General features: G+C 70.3%; 19 protein-coding genes and 1 tRNA gene. 6 read left to right on the forward strand and 14 right to left on the reverse strand.

Annotated elements, in window-relative coordinates; genetic code table 11:
- Positions 1–426: 426 nt before the first annotated feature.
- Positions 427–1704: an isochorismate synthase gene (locus ACYVGQ_RS00480; RefSeq protein ID WP_460782518.1), complete on the forward strand. Its 1278-nt coding sequence runs from the start codon at positions 427–429 to the stop codon at positions 1702–1704.
- Positions 1705–1932: 228 nt separating this feature from the next.
- Here the strand turns inward: ACYVGQ_RS00480 and ACYVGQ_RS00485 are convergent, their stop codons facing one another.
- The 5 genes from ACYVGQ_RS00485 to ACYVGQ_RS00505 all read right to left on the reverse strand — a co-directional run bounded on the left by ACYVGQ_RS00485 (position 1933) and on the right by ACYVGQ_RS00505 (position 8641).
- Positions 1933–2796, reverse strand: a complete 864-nt coding sequence (locus ACYVGQ_RS00485) for a PPK2 family polyphosphate kinase (protein ID WP_460782519.1) — start codon at positions 2794–2796, stop codon at positions 1933–1935.
- Between the two features lie 325 nt (positions 2797–3121).
- Positions 3122–4801, reverse strand: a complete 1680-nt coding sequence (gene menD / locus ACYVGQ_RS00490; protein WP_460782520.1) for a 2-succinyl-5-enolpyruvyl-6-hydroxy-3-cyclohexene-1-carboxylic-acid synthase — start codon at positions 4799–4801, stop codon at positions 3122–3124.
- Positions 4798–5142 carry a PLD nuclease N-terminal domain-containing protein gene (locus ACYVGQ_RS00495; protein ID WP_460782521.1) on the reverse strand — a complete coding sequence of 115 codons (345 nt, stop codon included), beginning with the start codon at positions 5140–5142 and terminating at the stop codon, positions 4798–4800. The genes menD and ACYVGQ_RS00495 overlap by 4 nt, the downstream gene beginning before the upstream one ends.
- A 42-nt stretch (positions 5143–5184) precedes the next feature.
- Positions 5185–7083 (reverse strand): Na+/H+ antiporter NhaA, encoded by a 1899-nt coding sequence (gene nhaA, locus ACYVGQ_RS00500; protein ID WP_460782522.1) that lies wholly within the window; start codon positions 7081–7083, stop codon positions 5185–5187.
- A 124-nt stretch (positions 7084–7207) separates the two neighbouring features.
- A complete protein-coding gene (locus tag ACYVGQ_RS00505) occupies positions 7208–8641 on the reverse strand; it encodes an MFS transporter (protein WP_460782523.1) in 1434 nt (477 codons plus the stop codon).
- Between the two features lie 93 nt (positions 8642–8734).
- Here ACYVGQ_RS00505 and ACYVGQ_RS00510 point away from each other — a divergent pair, with 93 nt between their 5' ends.
- Positions 8735–9397 (forward strand): TetR/AcrR family transcriptional regulator, encoded by a 663-nt coding sequence (locus tag ACYVGQ_RS00510; RefSeq protein WP_460782524.1) that lies wholly within the window; start codon positions 8735–8737, stop codon positions 9395–9397.
- Positions 9398–9428: 31 nt separating this feature from the next.
- Here ACYVGQ_RS00510 and ACYVGQ_RS00515 read toward each other — a convergent pair.
- Positions 9429–9504, reverse strand: a tRNA-Met gene (locus ACYVGQ_RS00515).
- Between the two features lie 155 nt (positions 9505–9659).
- On the opposite strand from ACYVGQ_RS00515, the gene ACYVGQ_RS00520 reads away from it, so the two are divergent.
- Positions 9660–9947 (forward strand): DUF4229 domain-containing protein, encoded by a 288-nt coding sequence (locus ACYVGQ_RS00520; RefSeq protein WP_460782525.1) that lies wholly within the window; start codon positions 9660–9662, stop codon positions 9945–9947.
- A gap of 36 nt (positions 9948–9983) precedes the next feature.
- On the opposite strand, the gene ACYVGQ_RS00525 is transcribed toward ACYVGQ_RS00520, so the two are convergent.
- The gene (locus ACYVGQ_RS00525) at positions 9984–10940 is read right to left on the reverse strand and encodes a 1,4-dihydroxy-2-naphthoate polyprenyltransferase (protein ID WP_460782526.1); all 957 of its coding nucleotides are present in this window, start codon (positions 10938–10940) and stop codon (positions 9984–9986) included.
- Between the two features lie 77 nt (positions 10941–11017).
- Entirely contained in the window at positions 11018–11467 is a 450-nt protein-coding gene (locus ACYVGQ_RS00530; protein WP_460782527.1) for an Lrp/AsnC family transcriptional regulator, read from the reverse strand.
- A gap of 71 nt (positions 11468–11538) precedes the next feature.
- On the opposite strand from ACYVGQ_RS00530, the gene ACYVGQ_RS00535 reads away from it, so the two are divergent.
- Both ACYVGQ_RS00535 and ACYVGQ_RS00540 read left to right on the forward strand, forming a co-directional pair.
- On the forward strand, positions 11539–12966 hold the full coding sequence (locus ACYVGQ_RS00535; protein ID WP_460782528.1) for a DUF6421 family protein: 1428 nt from the start codon (positions 11539–11541) through the stop codon (positions 12964–12966).
- A gap of 138 nt (positions 12967–13104) precedes the next feature.
- On the forward strand, positions 13105–13743 hold the full coding sequence (locus tag ACYVGQ_RS00540; RefSeq protein ID WP_460782529.1) for an SDR family oxidoreductase: 639 nt from the start codon (positions 13105–13107) through the stop codon (positions 13741–13743).
- Positions 13744–13947: 204 nt separating this feature from the next.
- Here ACYVGQ_RS00540 and ACYVGQ_RS00545 read toward each other — a convergent pair whose 3' ends face one another.
- Positions 13948–15537, reverse strand: coding sequence for an MFS transporter (locus tag ACYVGQ_RS00545; protein ID WP_460782530.1), 1590 nt, complete (start codon positions 15535–15537; stop codon positions 13948–13950).
- 48 nt (positions 15538–15585) lie between these two features.
- On the opposite strand from ACYVGQ_RS00545, the gene ACYVGQ_RS00550 reads away from it, so the two are divergent.
- Complete coding sequence (locus ACYVGQ_RS00550; RefSeq protein ID WP_460782531.1) at positions 15586–16653, forward strand: threonine aldolase family protein; 1068 nt, start codon at positions 15586–15588, stop codon at positions 16651–16653.
- Positions 16654–16933: 280 nt separating this feature from the next.
- On the opposite strand, the gene ACYVGQ_RS00555 is transcribed toward ACYVGQ_RS00550, so the two are convergent.
- The 5 genes from ACYVGQ_RS00555 to ACYVGQ_RS00575 all read right to left on the reverse strand — a co-directional run bounded on the left by ACYVGQ_RS00555 (position 16934) and on the right by ACYVGQ_RS00575 (position 22414).
- The gene (locus ACYVGQ_RS00555) at positions 16934–18175 is read right to left on the reverse strand and encodes a four-carbon acid sugar kinase family protein (RefSeq protein ID WP_460782532.1); all 1242 of its coding nucleotides are present in this window, start codon (positions 18173–18175) and stop codon (positions 16934–16936) included.
- Entirely contained in the window at positions 18172–19044 is an 873-nt protein-coding gene (locus tag ACYVGQ_RS00560) for an NAD(P)-dependent oxidoreductase (RefSeq protein ID WP_460782533.1), read from the reverse strand. The genes ACYVGQ_RS00555 and ACYVGQ_RS00560 overlap by 4 nt, the downstream gene beginning before the upstream one ends.
- A 60-nt stretch (positions 19045–19104) precedes the next feature.
- Entirely contained in the window at positions 19105–20496 is a 1392-nt protein-coding gene (locus tag ACYVGQ_RS00565) for an MFS transporter (protein ID WP_460782534.1), read from the reverse strand.
- Positions 20497–20662: 166 nt separating this feature from the next.
- Positions 20663–21430: an SDR family NAD(P)-dependent oxidoreductase gene (locus tag ACYVGQ_RS00570; protein ID WP_460783904.1), complete on the reverse strand. Its 768-nt coding sequence runs from the start codon at positions 21428–21430 to the stop codon at positions 20663–20665.
- A 12-nt stretch (positions 21431–21442) separates the two neighbouring features.
- On the reverse strand, positions 21443–22414 hold the full coding sequence (locus ACYVGQ_RS00575; protein ID WP_460782535.1) for a 3-hydroxyacyl-CoA dehydrogenase family protein: 972 nt from the start codon (positions 22412–22414) through the stop codon (positions 21443–21445).
- Positions 22415–22422 lie beyond the last annotated feature (8 nt).

Consider the following 22422-nt stretch of genomic DNA (forward strand, 5'->3'; position numbering starts at 1 on the left):
GGCGGGGCACGCCCGGCAGAGCCCCTTCCCCCGCTTGTTGAGCAAGCCGGCCCCACCCGCTCGTTGAGCAAGCCAGCCCCCACCCGCTCGTTGAGCGAGCCACACCCCACCCGCTCGTTGAGCGAGCCGGAGGCGAGTCGAAACGGAGCACGCCGAGAGCGCGTTTCGACTCGGTCGCCTCCGGCGGCCTCGCTCAACGAACGGAAGGGGAAGTCGCCTCGGCCCCACCCAACCAACGGAAGGGGAAGCCACCCCCGACCCCACTCAACCAACAGGAGGGGAAAGCGACCCCAGCCCCACTCAACCAACGGAAGGGGAAAGCCACCCCAGCCCCCACCCAACCAACAGGAAGGGAAGCCACCCCCGACCCCGCTCGACGAGCGGGAACGAAACCGACCCGCCGCCCCGCGCAACTATCCTGGGAGGGTGAGCAGCAGGCTGGTCGTGCAGACCCGTGAGATCGACCCGATCGAGGATCCCCTGGCCTACGCCGACCCCGCCTCCCCCCTCGCATGGCTCCGCCGTGGCGACGGGATCGTCGCCGTCGGCTCCGACGCCGTCGCCGAGATCCGCGTCCCCGCCGGCACCGGTCACCCACGGTCGGCAGGGATCGCGAACGCCTGGCGCGCGCTGACGGCGGACGCCGAGATCGACGACCCGCTCGACCTTCCCGGCACCGGCCTCGTCGCCCTCGGGGCCCTGACCTTCGACGAGGACTCGGCGGCCGACAGCATCCTGCGGATCCCGGCGGACCTCGTCGGCCGCCACCAGGGCCGCAGCTGGCTGACCCGTATCCGTCGTGAGGGCGACCCCCGGGTCCAGGATCCGCTCCGGGAACACGACTACGGACCGCACTGGGCGGGCACCGTCGGCCCCGGTGCACAGTCTCCGGAGGGCTACCAGGCCTCGGTCGCCACTGCCGTCGGTCGCATCAGGGCCGGGAAGCTCAGCAAAGTGGTCCTCGCGCGCGATCTGGCTGGGTCGGTGCCGGCCGGATCCGATCTGCGTCGTCTGGTCCGGGCGCTGTCCGCCGGGTATCCGGACACCTGGACCTTCGCCGTGGACGGCCTGATCGGCGCGAGTCCGGAAACCCTCGTCACGGTGCAGGGCGGGACCGTCACGGCCCGCGTGCTCGCGGGGACGATCGGACGCGGCGCCGATCCGGACGCGGACACCGTCGCCTCGGCATCCCTCGCCTCCAGCACGAAGGACCTCGACGAGCACCAGTACGCGGTGCAGAGCGTGCTCTCCTCGCTGCGCCCCTATACGCGGGCGCTCGCGGCGAGCGAGCAGCCGTTCCTGCTGAAGCTGCCGAACCTGTTCCATCTCGCCACCGATGTGGAGGGCGAGCTGAGCGACGGGGAGTCCGCGCTGGATCTCCTCGGGGCCCTGCATCCGACCGCAGCGGTCGCCGGCACCCCGACGGATGCTGCGATCGCCGCGATCCGTGAGCTCGAGCCCTTCGACCGGGGACGCTACGCCGGTCCGGTCGGATGGGTGGACGCGGCGGGCAACGGCGAGTGGGCCATCGCCCTGCGCTGCGCGCAGTTCGGGCTCGGCCCGGCCCGCCGACATGCGGAGTACAGCGACACGATTCCCGTCACGGCGTACGCCGGCGCGGGGATCGTCGAGGGCTCCGACCCCGAGACCGAGCTTCTGGAGACCAGGGTGAAGTTCCGGCCTCTGGTGGACGCGCTGGCGTAGGCCTCAAGCGAGGATGCCGGATCCGGCCTCCACCCGTTCGTTGAGCGAGACTGGCGAATCGAACCCCACCCGTTCGTTGAGCGAGGACGCCGGGTCTAACCTCCAACCGTTCGTTGAGCGAGGACGCCGAAGGCGACCGAGTCGAAACGGGCTGGGGACGACGGCCCGTTTCGACTCGCCTGCGGCTCGCTCAACGAACGGGAGAAACGGAGGACAGCGGAGCCGGGGTCAGGTCGCCGCGAGGCGCTTCTTCTCGGCCGCCACGTCGAAGTCCGCCGCCGGCCACTGCGGATCGATCCGCTCGAGCGCGTGCAGGAGCAGCTCCTGCACGGCCAGGCGCGCGTACCACTTGCGGTTCGCCGGCACGACGTGCCAGGGCGCGGCATCGGTCGACGTCCGATCGAGCACGGCCTGGTAGGCGTCCATGTACGCCGGCCACAGCATCCGCTCGTCGACGTCGCCGGGGTTGTACTTCCAGTGCTTGTCCGGACGGTCGAGCCGCTCCATGAGCCGCTCCTTCTGCTCCTCGGGCGAGATGTGCAGCATGACCTTGACGATCCTGGTCCCTCCCGCGACGATGCCGGCCTCGAACTCTTCGATCGCCGCGTAGCGCCGCTCGATCTCCGCGGGCTCGGCGAGCGAGCGCACTCTTCCGATCAGCACATCCTCATAGTGCGAGCGGTCGAAGACTCCGATCAGGCCCGGTTCCGGCAGCCGCCGGGCGATGCGCCACAGGAAGTCGTGGGCGCGCTCCTCGTCGGTCGGCGCCTTGAACGCCGTCAGCGCGATCCCCTGCGGGTCGACCCCGCCGACGACGTGACGGACGATCCCGCCCTTGCCCGCCGAGTCCATCGCCTGCAGCACCAGGAGCACGGAGTCCCGCGCGGCTCCGGTGCGGCTGGCGGCGAACAGCCGCTCCTGCAGGTCGCCCAGCGCCTCGAGCCCCGCGGCGAGGTCGGTCTCGCCCTGCGCCTTGTCGCCCTCGTATCCCGGAGTGCTCTCGGGGTCGACGTCGTCGAGACGGAACCCCTCCCGCACGCGCAGAGTCTCGGATGCCTCGTCTGTCCAGCCTCGCTTGCCCATGCGCCCCATGATGCCGGATGCCGGGGAGAGGGGCGTTTCGACTCGCTCCGCTCGCTCAACGAACGGGACGGGGACCGCTCGACGAACGGGAACAAGAATCCACTCGACGAACGGGAACAGGAACCCGCTCAACAAACGGGACAGGAACCCGCTCAACGAACGGGGACAGGGACCCGCTCGACGAACGGGAACAAGAATCCACTCGACAAACGGGACAGGAACCCGCTCAACGAACGGGACGGGAACCCGCTCGACGAACGGAGACGGAGATCCTCTCAACGAACGGGGACAGCGGCGACGGACGAGGACGGGGCGGAGAGAGGCGGACGCGTCCTCAGCGCACCAGCGGGACCTCGATGATCTGGCGCCCGCCGACCGGGGTGGTCAGCGCCTGATCGAGCGCCGATCGGGTCGTCACCCGCTGATACTCCCAGCCGTAGGCGAGCGCGAGGTGCTCGAGCCGGACGGTGTGCGGCGTGTAGAAGGCACGGTCGAGATCCGCAGCCGGAGCCTCCGAGGCGACCTCGAGCGAATCGAAGATGGTCCCGCCGCCGTCGTTGCCGACGATCACCTGCAGGCGGGGCTCGTCCTCGTCCGGAGGAAGCAGCAGCGCTCCGACATCGTGCAGCAGCGTGAGGTCGCCGAGCAGCAGCCTCGTCACGCCGGGCGCCCCGACGGCCTGGCTGGCGAGGGCGATGCCCGTGGCCGTCGCGATCGTCCCGTCGATGCCGGCCAGGCCGCGGTTCGCGTGGACCGGGACCTTCTTGCCGCCGAGCACGGCATCCGCGACGCGCACGAGCCGCGACGACCCGAACACCAGCCGGTCGTGCGGCCAGGTGGCGCGCCACACGGCATCCGCGAGCAGGGCCCGGTCGAGCGGACGGCGCACGGCGTCCAGCTCGGCGCGCACCGCCTCACGGCGGGCACCGGCATCCGTGGAGCTCAGTCCCTCCGCATCCGGTGCCGCGGCGCTCAGGTCGACGGATGCCGCGGCCGAGGCCCGCATCCAGGCGCCGAGCCAGGCACGGTCGGCCTCCCCGTCGGCGACCGCGACGGATGCCGCTGACCGCGTCCGCCCGTTGAGGTCCAGCAGCTCCCCGCCCCGGCGCACGGCGATGACGTCCACGCCGTCGCGCGCCAGCAGGGCCGGGACCTCTCGGCTGAGCGTGGGGTGCCCGAGCACGACGGCCCGTTCGATGCGTCCGCCCAGGGCGTCGTCGCGCAGCAGCTCACGATAGGCGTGCACGAGATTCCGCCCGAAGCGGGCGCCGCTGACGACCTCTGCGATGAGCGGCCAGGATCCGGCGTGCGCGATCTCCTCCGCGGCGGCTCCGGCGTCCGCCCCCGCGATCACGATCGTGCGCGGACCACGGGCGAGGACCAGCGGCGCCTCCGGCGCGACGACCGGCACCGCTCCCCGCTCCGCCACGACGTCGTCGGGAAGCGCGGCGGACAGCGGCTCCCGGTACGGGAGGTTGAGGTGCACCGGCCCCGCGACGCCTGCAGACGAGGACGTCCCGGCATCCGCCCCGACGGCGACCGCGACGGCCTGCGCCCCCAGCGCTGCCCAGTCGACGTCGTCGGCCGCGGACGGCGTGGGGGCGTCGAGGGAGAGCCGCGCCCACGGCTCGAAGAGCCCCGGCTGGGTCGTCGCCTGATTCGCGCCGACGCCGCGCAGCTCGGGTGGACGATCGGCGGTGAGCAACAGCAGCGGGACGCCGGCGTGGAAGGCCTCCATGGCGGCGGGCAGCAGGTTCGCCGCCGCCGTCCCCGAGGTGCACACCACCGCGGCCGGCGCGCCGAGCTCACGCCCGATCCCGAGGGCGGTGAAGCCGGCGACGCGCTCGTCGATGCGGACGTGGACGCGCAGCGATCCCTGCGCTGCGAAGTGCGTCGCGGCGAGAGCGAGGGCCTGCGAACGGGAGCCCGGTGAGAGGACGACATCGCGGACGCCGTGGGCGATCAGGGACGCGAGGAGAGACGCCGCGGCATCCGTCGCCGGAGAGGTCGTCACGAGCGGGGATCGGCCGAGCCGTCGGTCTCGTCGTCGAGCCGCGCGAGCTCCTCCTCGAGCCGGCGGATGCGGGCATCCTGCTCGGTCTTGCCGATGCTGCGCAGAAATGCCGGGTCGTCGTCCGGTGCGACCGCGCGGGCCGCGCCTCGTCCGCCTGCGCGGAAACGGCCGATCGTGAACCAGAGGATCCCGCCGATCACGGGGAGCAGCACCACGATCAGGACCCAGACGCTCTTGGGCACCCCTCGGTGCCGCGTCGCCGGCTGCACCGCGCAGTCGACGATGCTGAACACCCAGAACGCGACGGCGATGATCCCGCCGATGAACAACAGTCGAGGCACGGATCCAGTCTAGGCGCGTTGCCTGCGCACGGGCCCGGAGTCTCAGCCGTCCTGCGGCTCCTCCAGCGCGCGCACCAGAGATCGCGAGTCGTAAGGGCCGACGTGACGGCGGCCGTTGACGTAGAAGGTGGGCACCGAGGTGATGCCCATCGCCTCGGCGTCCAGCATGTCATCGCGCACCCGGCCCGTGACCTCGGGCGAGGTGAGATCCTCCTCGAACCGGTCGACGTCCAGGCCGAGCTCCTCGGCACGGCGGATGATGTCCGAGGGGAGCTGATGGTCCTGATCGGCGAAGAGGCTGCGCATGTACTCGGAGAACTTGCCCTGGAGCGCCGCCGCCTCCGCGGCCTCGGCCCCCGCGACGGCGTTGGGGTGATAGTGCTCGAGGGGCGCGTGGCGCCACACGTACCGCACGCGGTCGCCGAGCCGGTCGATCACCTGCCGCGTGGAGCCGGAGGCCTTCGAGCAGAACTCGCACTGGAAGTCGCCGTACTCCACGAGCGTCAGGGGCGCGTCCGCGGGACCGTAGATGTGGTCTCGCTCGGGATCGACGGGACGCGCGAGCGTGCGGCCGCCGTCATCGTCGGGTCGGCGCCGGTCGGAGATGCGGAACAGGATCGTCGCGAGCACGAACGCGATGACGGATGCGGCGAGCACGCCCACGCGCGCCTCGTTCTGCGCATCGGGGTCGGTGACGGCGAGGTCGACGATGAACAGGGCGATCGTGAAGCCGATTCCTGTGAGGGCGGCGCCGCCGGCGATCCGATCCTGGGTGAGTCCAGGGCCGAACTGCCCCATGCGCAGCATCCGCATCACCGCCGTGGAGCCGAAGACGCCCAGGAACTTGCCCACGACGAGACCGACGATCACCGCCCAGGTCAGCGGCGACCGCACCGCGGCGAGGAGGATGTCGCCGCTGAGCTCGACGCCGGCGTTCGCGAGCGCGAAGAGCGGGAGGATCACGTAGGCGACATAGGGGGCGTACGCCGAGGTGAGGCGCTCGTTGATCGAGATGGACTCCCGCAGGCTGTTCGCCGCCTGGCGGGCGTACTCGCTGTTCGGCGACTGGCGGAAGGTGCGGGCCAGCTCGAGCGCCTGCTCGACGTCGCGGCGGTTGGGGCGGTACACCGGCACGAGGAGCGCGATCGCGACGCCCGCGAGGGTGGGATGGACGCCGGACGCAAGGAACGCCAGCCAGACGATGATCGACAGCGTCGCGTAGATGGGTCCGCGTCCGCGACGGACGTAGCGGGTGAAGAAGATGGCGGCGAGTCCGACGGCCGCGATGATCAGCGGCAGGGGATCGAAACCGGTCGTGTAGAAGATCGCGATGATGCTGAGCGCGCCGATGTCGTCGACGACGGCGAGCGCGAGCAGGAAGACGCGGAGGCGTCCGGCGCCACGGGGGCCGATGAGCGCGAGGGCGCCGACGAGGAAGGCGGTGTCCGTGGAGATGACGACGCCCCAGGCGTGCTCCTGCCCCGTCCCCTGCGCGATGAGGAGGAACAGCGCCGCGGGGAGCACGAGCCCGAGGACGGCGGCGACGACGGGCACCATCGCGCGCTTGGGGCTCGTCAGCTCGCCGATCGCGAATTCGCGGCGGACCTCGAGGCCGACGGTGAAGAAGAAGATCGCCATGAGCGCGTCGTTGACCAGCGCGTGCAGGGTGAAGTCCAGGCTGAGATCGGCGACGCCGATCGTGATGTGGGTCTCCCAGAACTCGTGATAGGACCCTGCGGAGATGTTCGCCCAGACCACGGCGGCGAGCGTGGCGAGCAGGAGGAGCAGCGCTCCGGCACGGGCCTCGCCGAGATCCCGGATGCGGTCGGCGAGAGATGGCCGGCGCTGGGCGCGCTCGGCGACGGCCTCGGGATCCGGGGAGTGCTGGATCACGGTGAGCGGGGCGGGCTGGGAGCGGACGCTCTCGGAGTGGTCGTTCATGGTCAGTTACACCGTAGAGCGCGATGCAGGACCGAGGCCAGATGTTTCCGCGCGGATGCCGCGCCGAGGCCGATCCTCCTCGGGAACCCCGCGCGGACGTTCGCGGCGGGACCAGCGCCGTCGGTCAGGCGGGAACGAGGTCCGACGCCTCGGCGGTCTCCCCCTCGGCCCGAGTCGTGGAGCGACCGGCCGGGAGCCGCAGACCCGCGATCGCGGCGGCGAACAGCACCACCGCCCCCACGAGAACCGCCGGCCGCGCGGCATCCACGTACATGTCGGGGCGCAGCTCGCCCCCGGCGCTGACGAAGATCGCGGTCATGACGGCGGTTCCGAGCGCGATCCCGATCTCGCGCACCGTCGAGTTGACCCCCGAGGCCTTCGCGTGGTCGACGACGCCGAGCGTGGCGAGCAGGGCCGTCGCCGACGGCGCGAACACCAGACCCATGCCCACGCCGGCCATGATGAACGGCGCGACGAGCAGGACGTACGCGGTCGTCTCCGCCATGATCAGCGCGAGCCAGAGCAGCGCGCCGCCCTGCAGGACGAGTCCGGTGACCATGAGGATCCGGGTGCCGACACGAGGCGCGATGATCCCCGCGAGGGGTGCGACGAACATCGGCGCCAGCGTCCACGGCGTCGTCTGCACGGCAGCCTCCAGGGGCGAGGCCCCCTGGACCACCTGGAGATACTGGATCAGGATGAACACCGCTCCGAACGTGCCGAAGCTGAACGCGAAGCCGACGATGTTCGTCGCGGAGAAGGAGCGGTCGGAGAACAGCCGCAACGGCACGAGCGGCGCGGCCGCACGACGCTGCCACAGCAGGAATGCCAGGAGCAGCGCGGCGCCGAGGGCCAGCTCGACGATGACGCCGAGGGACGACCATCCGTCGTCGTTGCCACGGACGATGCCGTGCACGAGCGCGAGGACGCCGGTCGCGGCGAGCACGGCTCCCACCACATCGATGCGCGCTCTCGCGCCGAAGTCATTGCGGAGCGCGAACAGCGCGAGGGGGATCGCGATGATCGCGACCGGGATGTTGATCCAGAAGATCGCCTGCCAGTTCCAGCCCTCGATCACGGCGCCGCCGACGAGCGGGCCGACGGCGACGCCGAGGCCGGAGACGCCGCCCCAGATGCCGATCGCCAGGGCGCGGCGTTCGGGCGCTACTCCCCCGGAGAGCAGGGCGAGGGAGAGCGGCAGCACCCCGGCGCCCCCGAAGCCCTGGATCGCACGAGCGACGATGAGCTGCGTGGGATCTGCGCTGAGCGCCGCCGCGATGGAGCCGACGGCGAACAGCGCGATGCCGCCGAGGAACACCGTGCGTCTGCCGAATCGGTCCCCCAGCGCGGAGGCGATGAGGATCGTGCTCGCGAACGCCAGCGTGTACGCGTTCACGAACCATTGCAGCTCCTCGACGCTGGCGCCGAGCTGGGCGTGCAGCACCGGCAGGGCGTTGGTCATGACGAGGTTGTCGAGCGTGGCCATGAACATCGGCACGGCCGCCGCGGCGATGACCAGGCCGAACGGGCGTCTGGTCGGCGAGGAGGTGAGGGTCATGACGACATCCTTCTGAGGGGCTGCAATCGGATCTGATCGGTTGTAATCGCATGATTACTAAGACCCGAGCAACTGTAGTAATCGACTGATAACATGTCAAGCATGGACTTCCCCACCGGCCAGAGGCACGGCGCGGACGTCGGCACCGCGGCCAGCCAGCCCGCCCGCCGCCTGTCCTCGGACGAGCGGCGCGAACAGATCCTGCTCGCCGCGATCGCGGTGTTCGGCGCCCGCGGCTACGTCGGAACCACCACCGACGAGATCGCTCGCGCCGCAGGCGTCAGCCAGCCGTACGTCGTGCGCCTCTTCGGCTCGAAGGAGAACCTCTTCCTCGCCGTCATGCAGGACGCCCTCGACCGCATGCTGGCCGCTTTCCGCGCTGCCCTCGTCGACGACGGAAGCGGACGCTCGGCGGGTGCGCGCATCGGCGAGGCGTACATCGACCTGCTCGACGTGCGCGGCCTGCACCAGACCCTCTCGCACAGCTATCTGCTCGGAGGCCACCCCGTCATCGGCCCGGCCGCACGAAGGGGCTTCACGAAGGTCTGGAGCTTCATCCGGGACGAAGCGGGCATGGCGCCCGAGAAGGCGCGGGAGTTCATGGCCGAGGGCATGCTCCTCAGCACGATGATCGGCATCCGCCTCGTCGACGACTACGGCTCGGATCCGCAGGTCGACGAGCTGTTCGACGCCTGCTTCCCGACGAAGCTCGGCCGGGTCCTCGACCTCGTGCCTCGCGGCAACGAGCCCTGGTAGACGAGGCTCCGCAGGAGCATCCGGACGGAAGTGGACGCGACGGCGGGAGTCGAACCCGCAACGCTCTCGGATATGAGCCGGAGCCCGGGACCGCCCGGATCGCCGCGATGTCGTGCAACGCACACGACGTTACCTCTCCGTGATCTTCGCCGCCAGAGCACGGGCCTGGGATAACCCTATGAGTCGGCGGATGACGCGCGATGACGCGGCCCACGACCCGCTCCTCGGCGCACGATCAGACCGTCGAGCCTAAGCTGGAGGGGTGAAGAAGCCGCCGCCCCTGTTCGTGTACTCCGTGCTGCGGCTGCTCGCGTTCGTCATCCCGCTCGCGATCATGTGGCTGTTCTTCCCGATCCTCCGCGAGTACTGGTGGCTGACCGCGATCTTCGCCGCGCTCATCGGGGCGAGCATCTCGTTCCTTTTCCTGCGCGGTCCCCTCACGGACGCCTCCGGCGCGATCCACGAACGTCGCACCGCTCGCGCCGAGGGCCGCGCGTACGGCACGGAGGCCGAGGACGCCGCCGCGGAGGACGCCGCGACCGAGGACTGAGACCTTCCTCGCCGAGGGATGGCCGCCGGAGGCGGCTCAGCCCACGAACGCCCAGTACAGCGCCCCCGCATAGGCGAGAGCCGTCAGCGAGGTGAGCCCGAGTGCGACCACCAGTTCGCTCGCCTTGCGGTAGCTCCAGACGATTGCGAGAGCCGGGAGTCCGGCCAGCAGCGCCATGAGGGCGAGCCATGCGATCGGATACAGCAGCGCGATGAGGCTGGACAGCACGAACGGCACGAGGAGGAACAGCGTGTACAGCACCCTGGTCGCCCTGCGCCCGATCAGCACCGTGAGCGTGCGCTTGCCCGCGACGCGGTCCTGGTCGATGTCGCGGAGGTTGTTCGCGAGCAGCACGGCGCACGCGAACAGGCCGGCCGCGACGGCTCCCCACCACGCCTCCTGCGGCAGCTGCAGCGCCTGCACCCAGGTGGTGCCGAGCGTCGCGACCAGCCCGAAGAAGACGAAGACGAAGACCTCGCCGAGCCCGAAGTATCCGTACGGCCGCCTGCCGCCCGTGTAGAACCAGGCCGCGACGATGCAGACGGCGCCGACGATCAGCATCCACCACTGCTGCGTGCGGATGACGATCGTGAGACCCGCGATCGCGGCGAGGGCGAAGAACACGAGGGCGACGGTCAGCACCGCGCGCGGCTTCACCCTGCCCGACGCCGTCAGCCGGGCGGGCCCGACCCGGTGCGCGTCCGTCCCCCGGATGCCGTCCGAGTAGTCGTTCGCGAAGTTCACGCCGATCTGCAGCAGGACGGAGACGGCCAGGCAGGCCAGAGCGATCGCCCAGTGGAACGGGGCGCCTCCGAGCTGCGCGGCTCCCGTGCCGATGACGACCGGCGCCACGGCGAGCGGGAGCGTCCGCAGTCGCGCCGCGCCGATCCAGTCGCCGACGGTGATCGGCGGCGCTTCGACGATCGGTCGCCTGGCCGGATTCCCGCTCGTGCGCGGTCGCTTCTTCGGGGAGCTCTTCTTCTTCGATGCCACGGGGGAATCATAGTGGCGGAGTCGATGATCGACCTTCGGGACGGATCCCGGCGGATGCGGAAGGCGCCGCCAGGGCGTCACTCCGCCGGAATGACGGGACGGTGCTCGTAGAAGGTCTGCAGCACGACGGTGCTGCGCGTGCTCACGTTCGCCGCCAGCCGGATGTCCCGGATGAGGCCCTCCAGAGCCCTGGGCGATGCGACCCGGACGAAGAGGATGTAGCTCGCGTCTCCCGCGATGGAGTGGCAGGCCTCGATCGCGTCCAAGTGCTCGAGGAGCTCCGGCGCGTTGTCGGGCTGCGCGGGGTCGAGCGGGGTGATCTCGATGAACGCCGACAACGGCTTCCCGACCCGCTCGGCGTCGATCAGCGCCCGATATCCGCTGATCACCCCGCGCGACTCGAGACGCTTCAGCCGCGACTGCACCGCCGATGTCGAGAGCCCGACGGCCTCGGAGAGCTGGGCGAGAGTCGCCCGGGCGTCGCGGGAGATCTCGATGAGCAGCGCGCGGTCGACACGATCATCCATGGGTGGAATAATACCGGTAGGAATCACAAATCACCGGAAATTTTCCATCAATGTCTCGATCGGAGGTCCTGATGTCCCTCACCACTCCCGCCAGCCCGGCCATCATCGGCGAACCCGAGGTCGTCGAGGACGCCGCATCCGCAGAGACCTCTGCCGCATGGCGGATGCTGAAGAGCGCCGCCATCGCGCTGCGCGAGCTGCAGGCGAAGGACGGTTCCGTCCCCGAGGCCTCCCCTCACGACGCTGCGCACGGGCACGTCGCGGCGATCGTCGCCGGCATCCGCGCGCTCGCCCCCGCCTTCCCGCACGACGCCGCCTACCTCGCCGCATCCGTCGCCGACTTCGAGCGCTGGGCGGACGAGGGCTTCGGCGTGCCCGACTTCCTCGACTCGCTCGTGGCGTTCCAGCCCCAGGAGCATCGGATCGATGGCATCCGGCACCTCGTCGTCTTCCCGATGTACACCCAGAACGGCTCGTCCGAGCGCCTCGTCGAGGCGCTCATCGTGCAGGCGATCTGGCCGGAGTTCGTCGCCGAGCTCGAAGCCGGGGACTACTCCAACAAGCTGTTCGTCTCCTTGCGACTGATCGACTTCACACCCGGTTACGACACGAACTCTGCGGTGCTGTTCCCCGAGACCGTCGCCATGCGCGAGATCCCGCCGTTCACCTGGGGCGCGATCTTCCAGGATCGCGAGGCGGCGCGCTACCGCCGCGTCGTCCGCGCGGCGTCCCGCATCACCAAGCTGGAGCTGCCGGAGGCCGCGGCGCGGATGCTGGACGACCAGGACCTCGCCGAGAAGACCTTCGTGATGTGGGACATCATCCACGACCGCACGCACATGCGCGGCGACCTGCCCTTCGACCCGTTCATGATCAAGCAGCGGATGCCGTTCTTCCTCTACTCCCTGGAGGAGCTGCGCTGCGACCTCACCGCGTTCCGCGAGAGCGTGTCGATCGAGAGGCGACTCTCGGCCAGGGCCGAGAGCGAGAAGCTCTCGGATTCCGAGCAGGAGATGCTCGAGCACGCCGGGCTCGTGCAGTTCGCCGTGATCTTCGACCGGATCTTCCGCTTCGCGATCACCGGCTCACGGGTGCGCAACTACGACGGCCTCGGCGGACAGCTGCTGTTCGCCTGGCTGCACCAGCGCGGCGTCCTGCACTGGACCGACACCGCGCTCGCCTTCGACTGGGAGAGCGTGCCCGAAGCGGTGATCGCGCTCGGCGCGGCGATCGACGACCTCTACTGGCACTCGATCGACCGCCCGAAGACGGCTCACTGGCTGGCCGCGTACTCGCTCGTGAGCTCCGTGCTGACGCCGAACCCCGCGTCCGCCTGGGCACGCGGCCTGCCGGACGAGGTGCTGGGCGGAGCGCCCAAGGGATACACGGATGCCGTGCTGGACGACGAGTTCCCGCTGTCCATGTTCTTCGAGGCGCTGGAGAAGAAGATGCGGGACGTGATCGCGTCGACCTCGGGAATCCGCGGCTCGGATGAGTGACATCCGCGTGCACGGGGCAGGCGATCTTCGGAGATGCGCTGATCCTTCGGAGGGATTCCCGGATTCCCTCCGAAGAAGGCGCTCGTCTCCGACGCTGCAGACCGTCTCTCCGACGCTGCAGACCGTCGGGAGCCCGTGATGGGCGCCGCAGGCAGGAGCGTCGTCCTGGCAGGGGCGACGAGCGACGCCGGCCTCGCGGTGGCCCGTGCCCTGACCGCGGCGGGCGCACGGGTGATCGCGACCGGGCGCAGAAGCGAACGACTGGAGCGTCTGGCTGAGGCAGGGGCGGGGATCGAGGTGGCCGACGCGACGTCGCTGACGTCGATGGCCGCGCTGGCGGCGAAGCTGGGATCCGTGGACGGCGTGATCCCCCTCGTCGGCGGCTGGCGGGGCGGTGGCGGATTGGCCGGGCAGACCGATGCCGACCTCGACGCCCTGCTGCCGGCTCTCCAGGCCGTGCGCGCCACCTCGCGCGCGTTCGACACGGCGCTGCAGTCCTCGGATGCCGGACGCTTCGCGATCGTGTCCTCGAGCGCCGTGGCCCGCCCCCTCGCGGGCGGGGCGAGCTATGCGGCGGTGAAGGCCGCGAGCGAGGCCTGGACCAGAGCAGTGGCGCAGGGCTTCGCCAAGGCCTCGCGCGAGTCCGGGACTCCGTTGCGAGCTGCCGCCGTCGTCCTCCGCACGAAGCAGCTGGATCCGCAGGACCTCGCCGCGGCTGTCGTGGGGCTGTGGGCACAGGATGCTCCTGCACTGAACGACCGCGTGATCGACCTCTGACCGCGACCCCGCGAGGGGGCTATGGCTTCGGCACGCGGCTCTTTGCCACCCCCGCTGCTGACATCGCCGCCGCGCAGGCCGGAAAGTGCAGCGCGGCACCGGATCGAACAGCGCGACACCGGATCGAACAGCGCGACACCGGATCGAACAGCGCGGCACCGGATCGAGCAGCGCGACACCGGATCGAACAGCGATGCGCCTGGTTCAGCCGCGCGGTTCGGGGATCTCGGGGGGAATGCCCGGTACGGGAGGCAGCGTGTCGGAGAGCCGCTCCGCGACCGGTCGAGTCCCCACGCGCAGGTCGTCTTGCGCTGCACCCGAGCCCGCACCGGCACGGGTGCGCTCCGCCGCCCCCGACCCCGCACTCGCGCCGGCCGCCGCGTCCGTACCCGCATCCGCGTCTTCGGCTGTGCGGCGCGCGGCCGCCGCCGCATCATCCACCGCATCCGCATCGGTCCGGGCACTCGAGCCCGGATCCTGAGGCGGAGCCTGCTCGTACAGCACGGTGAGCTGACGGTACGAGCGGGTGAGGAATGCGACTCCCGCCGCCACCACCATGATCAGCCCCGCGAAGAGGCAGACCAGTGCGATGCCGCGCGCCTCCCCCTCACCCAGCAGCCAGCCCCATTGCCGCCGACCCGCCGCGGAGTCCATGTAAGGGATGATGAGGAACTCCGCGAGCGGCGCGATGAGGAAGGCGGTGACGGGCGCCGCCGCCGCCTCCATCGCCGCCGCCACGCCGAACACGCGGCCCTGCCGCTCGAAGGGCACGACCTTCTGGATCACCGTCTGCTCGGCGGCCTCGACCGGCGGCACGAGCGCCATGTAGACCCACATGCCGAGCGCGTACAGCGGCCACCACTCGCGCAGCATGAACACAGCGCCGAGCAGTCCCATCGCCATGACGATCAGCAGCATGGTGCGCACCGGCCGTCCGCCCAGGCCGAACCTCGCCACCAGTCCGCCGCCGACGAGGAAGCCCGTGGAGGCGAAGGCCAGCACGATCCCCCAGATCTGCACGGAGAACAGCGTCAGCCCGTACGGATCCATCAGTGCCATGTAGACGCCGCCGATGAGGTTGTTGAAGGTCGAGAAGATGATGAGCGCGAACAGGCCGGGCGCCATCCGGATCGCCGTCACGCTGCCCCGGAAGTCCAGCGCGCTCGACCCGTTCGGGTCGGGCTGCGGCTGCTCCTCCGGGATGCGCACGAACAGCAGGTGCGCGAACGTGACGCCCATCGCCGCGATCGCGATGAGCAGCGTCCCGCCCATCCCGAGGAATCCGACAGAAAGACCGGAGAACACGCTCGTCACGAGGAAGGCAATGCCCTGCACCGTGCCGACGAGTCCGTTGGCGCGATCCCGCTTGTCCTCCTCCACCAGGAGCGTGACGGTCGTCGACAGCGCGATGTTGCGCAGCTGCTCGATCACCCCGCCGAACAGGATGATTCCGGAGAACAGCCAGAACCAGGGGCCCGTGAGGTCCAGCAGCCGCGCCTCCGGCTGCCAGAGGTAGAGGATGCCGGCCACGAGGAACGCCGCCGCCGAGATGACGCTCGACAGCACCATGACCGCGTGTTTGCGGTGCCGGTCGACGATCGTTCCGAACACCATCGCGAACAGGGCGACGAGCAGCATGTACGCGCCGCCGATGATGCCGGTCGCCAGGACGGACTGCGTCTCGATGTACACCCAGAACGTGAGCGCGAACCAGAGGAAGCTCGTCGTCACGTTGGCGACGAGCGTGTTGACCAGGACGTTCGCGAACGCCCGTCTCGCCACAGTGCGGTCCATGGGTTCGAGGTTAGCCAGAGGCTCGGACATCCGACATAGGCTTATCGGGTGAGCACCCTTCATGACCCCGCGATCCGGGGCTTCGCCTCGGACAACTACTCCGGCATCCATCCCGAGATCCTGCAGGCGATCGCGAACGCGAACGACGGCCACCAGATCGCCTACGGCGAGGATGCCTACACCGAGCGCCTCCAGGAGGTCTTCCGCACGCACTTCGGCGAAGGGGTGCAGGCGTTCCCCGTCTTCAACGGGACGGGCGCGAACGTCACCGGCCTGCAGTCGATGCTGCCCCGCTGGGGAGCGGTGATCGCGGCATCCACCGCGCACATCAACGTGGACGAGGGAGGCGCGCCGGAGCGCATCGGCGGCTTCAAGCTGCTGACCGTCCCGACCGACGACGGCAAGCTCACCCCCGAGCTCGTCGACCGCGAGGCGTGGGGCTGGGGCGACGAGCACCGCGCTCAGCCGCTCGTCGTCTCCATCACCCAGTCCACCGAGCTCGGCACGCTGTACACGTCCGAGGAGATCCGCGCGCTCGCCGAGCACGCCCATGGGCACGGCATGAAGCTGCACGTCGACGGCGCCCGCATCTCGAACGCCGCCGCCGCCCTGGATGCGCCGCTCGCCGCCTTCACGAGCGATGCCGGCGTCGACGTCCTCAGCTTCGGCGGGACGAAGAACGGCGCCATGCTCGGCGAGGCCGTCGTGGTGCTGAACCCCGAGGCGTCGGAGGGCCTGATCTACTCGCGCAAGTTCAACATGCAGCTCTCCTCGAAGATGCGCTTCGTCTCGGCCCAGCTCATCGCGCTGCTGGAGGGCGATCTCTGGCTGCGCAACGCCCGCCACTCCAACGCGATGGCGCAGCGCCTGCGCGCCGGCATCGAGGCAGGGCTCTCCGATGGATCCGTCCGCGGCGTCGAGTTCACCCAGCCGACCCAGGCCAACGGCGTCTTCGCCACGCTCCCCGAGGGCGTCGCCGATGCGCTGCGCTCCTCGTTCCGGTTCTACGACTGGGATGCCGCGCGTCGCGAAGTGCGCTGGATGTGCAGCTTCGACACCGCCGAGGAGGACGTCGACGCCTTCATCGCCGAGCTCTCACGCCTGACGACGGCCTGACGCGGACGGTCTTCCGTCTGTTCTGCAGGACTGCTTGTCCGTTCTGCAGGACCCCGGGTCCGTTCTGCAGGACTGCTTGTCCGTTCTGCAGGACGATTCTGCTCAGCACACGCCAGAGCTGCTCTCCTCGCCGGAAAAAGCACGATCGGTCCTGCACAACGGACAACCGGTCCTGCACAACGGACAGCCGGTCCTGCACAACGACCAGCCCGTCCTGCACAACGACCAGCCCGTCCTGCACAACAGCCGCCCGGCACCGCCAGCTCTGCGGCCAGCGGCGTCAGCGGCCGAGGGCGGCGAGCACCTCGGTGAGCGCGTCGGCCTCGCCGACGTTTCCCGGCACCACGACGTAGAGCCGCGGATCGCCCTCGGCGGAGACGAGATCCCACACCGAGACGCCGGGCAGCACCTGCCCGCGGACCTCCGCCCGCGCCGCCCCCACTCCGGTACAAGCGAGCTCGGCGGAGGTGATCCCGCCCTTGGCGATGACGGCGTCGACCTCGGGGACGAGAGCGCGCACGGCGACGGTGAGCGCGGTCATGACGAGCTCGCCGTGACGGAGGGTGTTGTGCTCGGGCCGACGATGACGCTCGGTCGTGATGACGGCGAGACCACGGGAGGAGAGCTGCGCCCGCGCCCGCTCCGAGGCGACCAGTCCCGCCGCCTCGGGATCCGCGAAGGCGTCCTCCGTCGGAATGACGACCGCCGGCCCGTGCGCCGCGGTCACGGCGTCGAGCTGGGCCGTCGCGCCGGCGGTGTGCGAGCCGCAGGCGAGCAGCGTCGGCACGGCGGCCGGCACCAGCGGACGGGGCAGCAGGCCCTCGCTCTGCACGCCGGCGAGCGCTGCGGCGAGCGGGGCAGCGCTGCGGACCACGACCGATCGCCCGGCACGACGGGCGGCGGAGATCGCTTCGGCGATCAGCAGGATGTCCTCGTTCGTGAGGGCGTCCGGCAGGATGACGGACCCCGCCGGAGCCATCATGATCACGGCCGCCGCCCGGCCGGCTCGGAGCTCCGCGAGCCGGACACCCACGGCGGCGCGTCCCGACTTCTCCGCGACGTACTCCTCGAGCACCCCTGAGGCGAACGGGAAGACCGGATCCTCGGCGTACTCCGTCTCATGAGCAGGCAGGCTCTCCCCGCCGATGCGAACGAGATGCACCCCGTCGACCGTGGTCCTCCCGCCGTCGGGGAACGCGGGGCTGAAGACGATGACCGCGTCGTCGTCGAGGAACTGCTCGGTCTCCGCGAACACGTGCCCCCGCAGGGTCGAGTCGCCGCGCAGCACGAACTGCACCTCCTCGCCGAGATCCGCGGCGGCATGCAGCGCCGCATCGCGGACATCCGAGACGAGGGCGATCGCGGCCGCCTCGTCGATGGCCCGCGAGTTCGTCTGCACGTAGACGCTGTCCGCACCCGCCAACGCCTCACGGATGAGGGCGGCGTCGTACTCCAGGAGCACGGTCACCCCGCTCGCCGACTGCGTGCCGGTGGGGTCGTCGTCGAGCACGACGGTCTTCACGAGGCTCTCCCTTCGCGATAGGTCTCGATGACGCTGGAGTCGTCCCTCGCGCTCAGGCCCGCCGCATCCGCGCGCAGGTAGCGCTCCCGGACCGCGGCGAGCACGGGCAGCTCGATGCCGGCCTCCGCCGCAGCGTCGGCGACGAGGCCGGTGTCCTTCACGAAGATGCCGATCCGGCTGCGCACCTCGGCCTCCTCCCCCTGCAGCATCCGCGGCCCGCGATCGCCGAGCATGAAGGACGCCGCAGCGCCCCCGCCGACGACGTCGAGGACGAACGCCGGGTCGAGCCCGAGCCGTCCGGCGAGCGCGAGCGCCTCAGCGGCGGCGACGATATGGACGGCGCAGAGATGCTGGTTGACCACCTTGACGGACTGCCCGTCCCCGACGGCGTCGCCGACCACGCGTGCGGCGCCCATCGCCGCGAGCACGTCGGCGACGGCCTCGACGTCCTCAGCGCGCCCGGAGACGAACAGCGAGAGCTCGCCTTCCTCGGCACGGGCGATCCCTCCGGACACCGGCGCGTCCACCACGGTCCCGCCGAGCGCCTCGATGCGTCCCGCCGCGGCGCGGACGGCGTCAGGACCGATCGTCGACATGATGATCCAGCAGGCGTCGCGTCCGACGCCGGCGGAGCCCGCGGCATCCACGACCTGCCCCACCTGCTCGGCCGTCGCGACCATCACGACGACGATGTCCACCTGGCCGGCCTCGTCCATCGAGGGGACCGTGCGGATGCCCGCAGCGGCCGCCCTGGCTCGTCCCTGCTCCACCGGTTCTATGCCGAGGACATCGAACCCGGCCCTCGCGATGCTCCCGGCCATCGGCAGGCCGATGGCGCCCAGTCCTGCGAACGCGATCCGCTTCGTCATGATCAGACTCCTTCGAGGCAGGATGGGACGCACGACGAAGGCCGCGCGCCCCATGGACGGTCAGTGGCCGGGGGCGTTCTCCACGAGCAGGGCGTCGGCCTTGGCGCTGAAGTAGCGCGTCGCCCACATGAGGATAGCGCCGAGGAAGGCGAACACGCCCAGCGAGACGACGCCCCAGGCGCCGCTCTCGGTCGGGATCGACTCGTTCACTCCCGTGCGCATGATCGGGGCGACGAAGCCGCCCAGGTTGCCCAGCGAGTTGATGAGGCCGATGCCGGCCGCGGCAGCCGCTCCGGTGAGGAACGAGGTCGGGAAGGACCACGTGATGGGTCCGGTCGACAGGAACGCCGCGACGGCGATCGTGATCGCCACGATGCCGAGCAGCCCCTGCCCGTTGGCGCCCGCCCAGGCCGAGACGAGGATCGCGATGCCGGTGATGAGGAAGAACAGGGCTCCCCAGGAGCGACGGCGCTGCACGGTGGTGGCGAACTTGCCCACGTAGTAGCAGGCGAACAGGCCGACGGCCCACGGGATAGCGGAGACGAGTCCGACCTGCCAGCCCACGGACTCGCCGATGAGGCTGGAGACCTGCTGCGGGAGGTAGAACGTCGTGCCGTAGACGGCGATCTGCAGGCAGAAGTAGATCGCCGTGAAGTACCAGACCTTCCAGCTGATCAGCGCCGCGCCGATGCCGCGGGGGCCGTCGGTCTCCTTGACGGAGTCCTCGTGGTCCATGACCTGCTTCATCGCGATCTTCTCGTCCTCCGTGAGGAACTTCGCCTTCTGCGGGGAGTCGACGAGGAAGAAGAACGCGGCGATGCCCGCGGCGACGGCCATCATGCCCTCGACGAAGAACATCACCTGCCAGCCGGCCCAGGGCGTGACCTGCTCGCCGAAGCTGATCAGGCCTCCGGACAGCGGAGCGCCCAGCATCTGCGAGAACGGCTGCGCGAGGTAGAACAGCGCGAACATCTGCACGCGGCGCTTGTTGGGGAACCACTGCGCGAGGAACATGATCACGCCGGGGAACAGACCCGCCTCCGTGACGCCGAGGAGGAAGCGCAGGATGATGAACATCGTCTCACCGTTCACGAAGGCGAACAGCGATGCGACGATGCCCCAGGTGATGGCGATGCGCGCGAGCCAGAACCGGGCGCCGAACTTGTCCAGCAGCAGGTTCGACGGGATCTCGAAGAGCGCGTAGCCGATGAAGAAGATGCCTGCGCCGAGCGCGTAGGCCCCGGCGGAGATGCCGCGGTCGACTTCCATCGCCGCCTCGGCGAAGCCGACGTTCGTGCGGTCGAGGAACGCGACGAAGTACAGGATGATGAGCATCGGCATGAGGCGGAACGTCGCCTTGCGGATGCCGCTCGCGAGATGCGGGCTGGACAGCAGGGTCTGCGCGACGGTGACGTTCGCGCGCGTGGTCTCGCCGAATTCCGGATGGGACACGGTGACTCTCCTTTGAGTGGTGAGGGGATGGGGATGCCGGGTCAGCCGCCCAGCGCGGGGATGATCATGACGAGGCCGACGGCCACGCAGATCACCCCCAGCACCAGGAAGGCGATCCGGCCCTTGGTCCAGGGACGGGACATGGAAGGACTCCGATCGGTGCGGATCAGTGCATGTACAGGCCGCCGTCGACGTTCAGGGTCTGACCCGTCACGAATCCGGCGTCCTCGCTGATGAGGTAGGCGACGGCGGCGGCGATGTCCGTCGGGGTGCCGATGCGCGGCAGCACGCCGTCGGCGGCCATCGCGGTCTTGCGCTCCTCGGTCAGGGTGCCGCCCATGATGTCCGTGTCGATGGGACCGGGCGAGATCACATTCGCTGTGACGCCGAGCGGGCCGAGCTCGCGGGCGATGGAGCGCATGAGACCGATGACGCCCGCCTTGGACGCCGAGTACGGCGTCTTGGAGAACGTGCCGCCGCCGCGCTGGGCGGACACGGAGGAGATGCCGACGATGCGGCCGACGCCGTTGTCGGCGAGTGTGCGCGCGACGCGCTGCGTGATCCAGTGCACGCCCTCGAGGTTGATCGAGAGGACGCGGTGCCACTCCTCCGGGGTGACCTCGAGGTACGGGACCGGAGAGGAGACGCCGGCGAAGTTCACCAGTGCCACGATCTGCGGCAGCTCCGCCTCGAGGGCGTCGACGGCCGCGACGGCCTGCTCCCGATCGGCGACGTTCGCACCGGCCCCCGCGGCCTTGACGCCGAACCGCTCCGCGACCTCCGCGGCGGTGGCGGCGGCGGACTCTCCGTCGACGTCGATGATGCCCACGTTCCACCCCCGCTCCGCGAGGTGGAGGGCGGTGGTGCGACCGATGCCGCGGGGGCTGGCGGCTCCGGTCAGAATGACGGTGCGTGCTGCGGGAAAGGGGTTCACCATGAGGACTCCTCAGCTCTGTGCGGGGTGGATGGGGGCGGGGCCGAGCTCGTCGATGAGCTTCTTCATCGCGACATAGGCCTTGTTGCGGTAGGCGACGAGCTCCGGCGTGCGGTCGGCGGGGACGTCGAGGAACCCTGCGCCGGACTTCGTGCCGAGCCTGCCCGCGTCGACGAGGTCCTGCAGCGCCTTCGGGGTGGCGAACCGCTCGGGGAACTCGGTCTGCAGCGAGGCGTAGCAGAAGGCGTAGACGTCCAGCCCCGCCATGTCGGCGATCGCGAAGGGGCCGAAGAACGGCAGACGGAAGCCGAAGGTGGTCCGAACGATCGTGTCGATGTCCTCCGGGCTCGCGACGCCCTCCTCCACCAGCTGAGTGGCCTCGTGGAACAGCGCGTACTGCAGGCGGTTCAGCACGAACCCCGTGGCGTCCTTGACGCGGGCGGTCTCCTTGCCCGTGGCGGCGACGATCCCCTCGACCACCGGGAGGACCGCGGCATCCGTCCCCGCGTGGGGGATGAGCTCGACGCCGGGGATGAAGGGGGCAGGGTTGGAGAAGTGCACGCCGAGGAAGCGCTCCGGGTTCGCCACCGCCTCGGCCAGCCGGCCGATGAGGATCGTCGAGGTGTTGCTGCCGATGATCGCGTCGGGCGCGGCCGCCCCGGAGATGCGCCGCAGCGTGGCGTGCTTGATCTCGATCTTCTCCGGCACCGCCTCCTCGATGAACGAGGCGCCCGCGACGGCGTCCTCGATCGTGGCGGCGGTGACGCGCTCGGCGATGATCGCCGGAGCGTCGGAGGGGAAGAGTCCGTCCGCGGCGAACTGCGCGGCCTCGGTGATGAGGCGGTCGCGATTTCCGCGCGCGATCTCGATGTCGACGTCGGCGATGCGCACGTCCGCGCCGGAGAGCGCGAGCGACTGCGCGATGCCGCCGCCCATATAGCCGCTGCCGATGACCGCGTAGACGGGCCTGCTGGTTTCAGTCATGTCGGGTT

The sequence above is a fragment of the Microbacterium tumbae genome, from assembly GCF_054780175.1.

What these genes read in the sequence shown, in the direction of transcription:
- ACYVGQ_RS00485 (WP_460782519.1), bottom strand. Translation starts at nt 2,796, where the DNA reads ATGGGGCGCATGGGCAAGCGAGGCTGGACAGACGAGGCATCCGAGACT.
- nhaA (WP_460782522.1), bottom strand. Translation starts at nt 7,083, where the DNA reads ATGAACGACCACTCCGAGAGCGTCCGCTCCCAGCCCGCCCCGCTCACC.
- ACYVGQ_RS00505 (WP_460782523.1), bottom strand. Translation starts at nt 8,641, where the DNA reads ATGACCCTCACCTCCTCGCCGACCAGACGCCCGTTCGGCCTGGTCATC.
- ACYVGQ_RS00510 (WP_460782524.1), top strand. Translation starts at nt 8,735, where the DNA reads ATGTCAAGCATGGACTTCCCCACCGGCCAGAGGCACGGCGCGGACGTC.
- ACYVGQ_RS00530 (WP_460782527.1), bottom strand. Translation starts at nt 11,467, where the DNA reads ATGGATGATCGTGTCGACCGCGCGCTGCTCATCGAGATCTCCCGCGAC.
- ACYVGQ_RS00535 (WP_460782528.1), top strand. Translation starts at nt 11,539, where the DNA reads ATGTCCCTCACCACTCCCGCCAGCCCGGCCATCATCGGCGAACCCGAG.
- ACYVGQ_RS00540 (WP_460782529.1), top strand. Translation starts at nt 13,105, where the DNA reads ATGGGCGCCGCAGGCAGGAGCGTCGTCCTGGCAGGGGCGACGAGCGAC.
- ACYVGQ_RS00545 (WP_460782530.1), bottom strand. Translation starts at nt 15,537, where the DNA reads ATGGACCGCACTGTGGCGAGACGGGCGTTCGCGAACGTCCTGGTCAAC.
- ACYVGQ_RS00560 (WP_460782533.1), bottom strand. Translation starts at nt 19,044, where the DNA reads ATGACGAAGCGGATCGCGTTCGCAGGACTGGGCGCCATCGGCCTGCCG.
- ACYVGQ_RS00575 (WP_460782535.1), bottom strand. Translation starts at nt 22,414, where the DNA reads ATGACTGAAACCAGCAGGCCCGTCTACGCGGTCATCGGCAGCGGCTAT.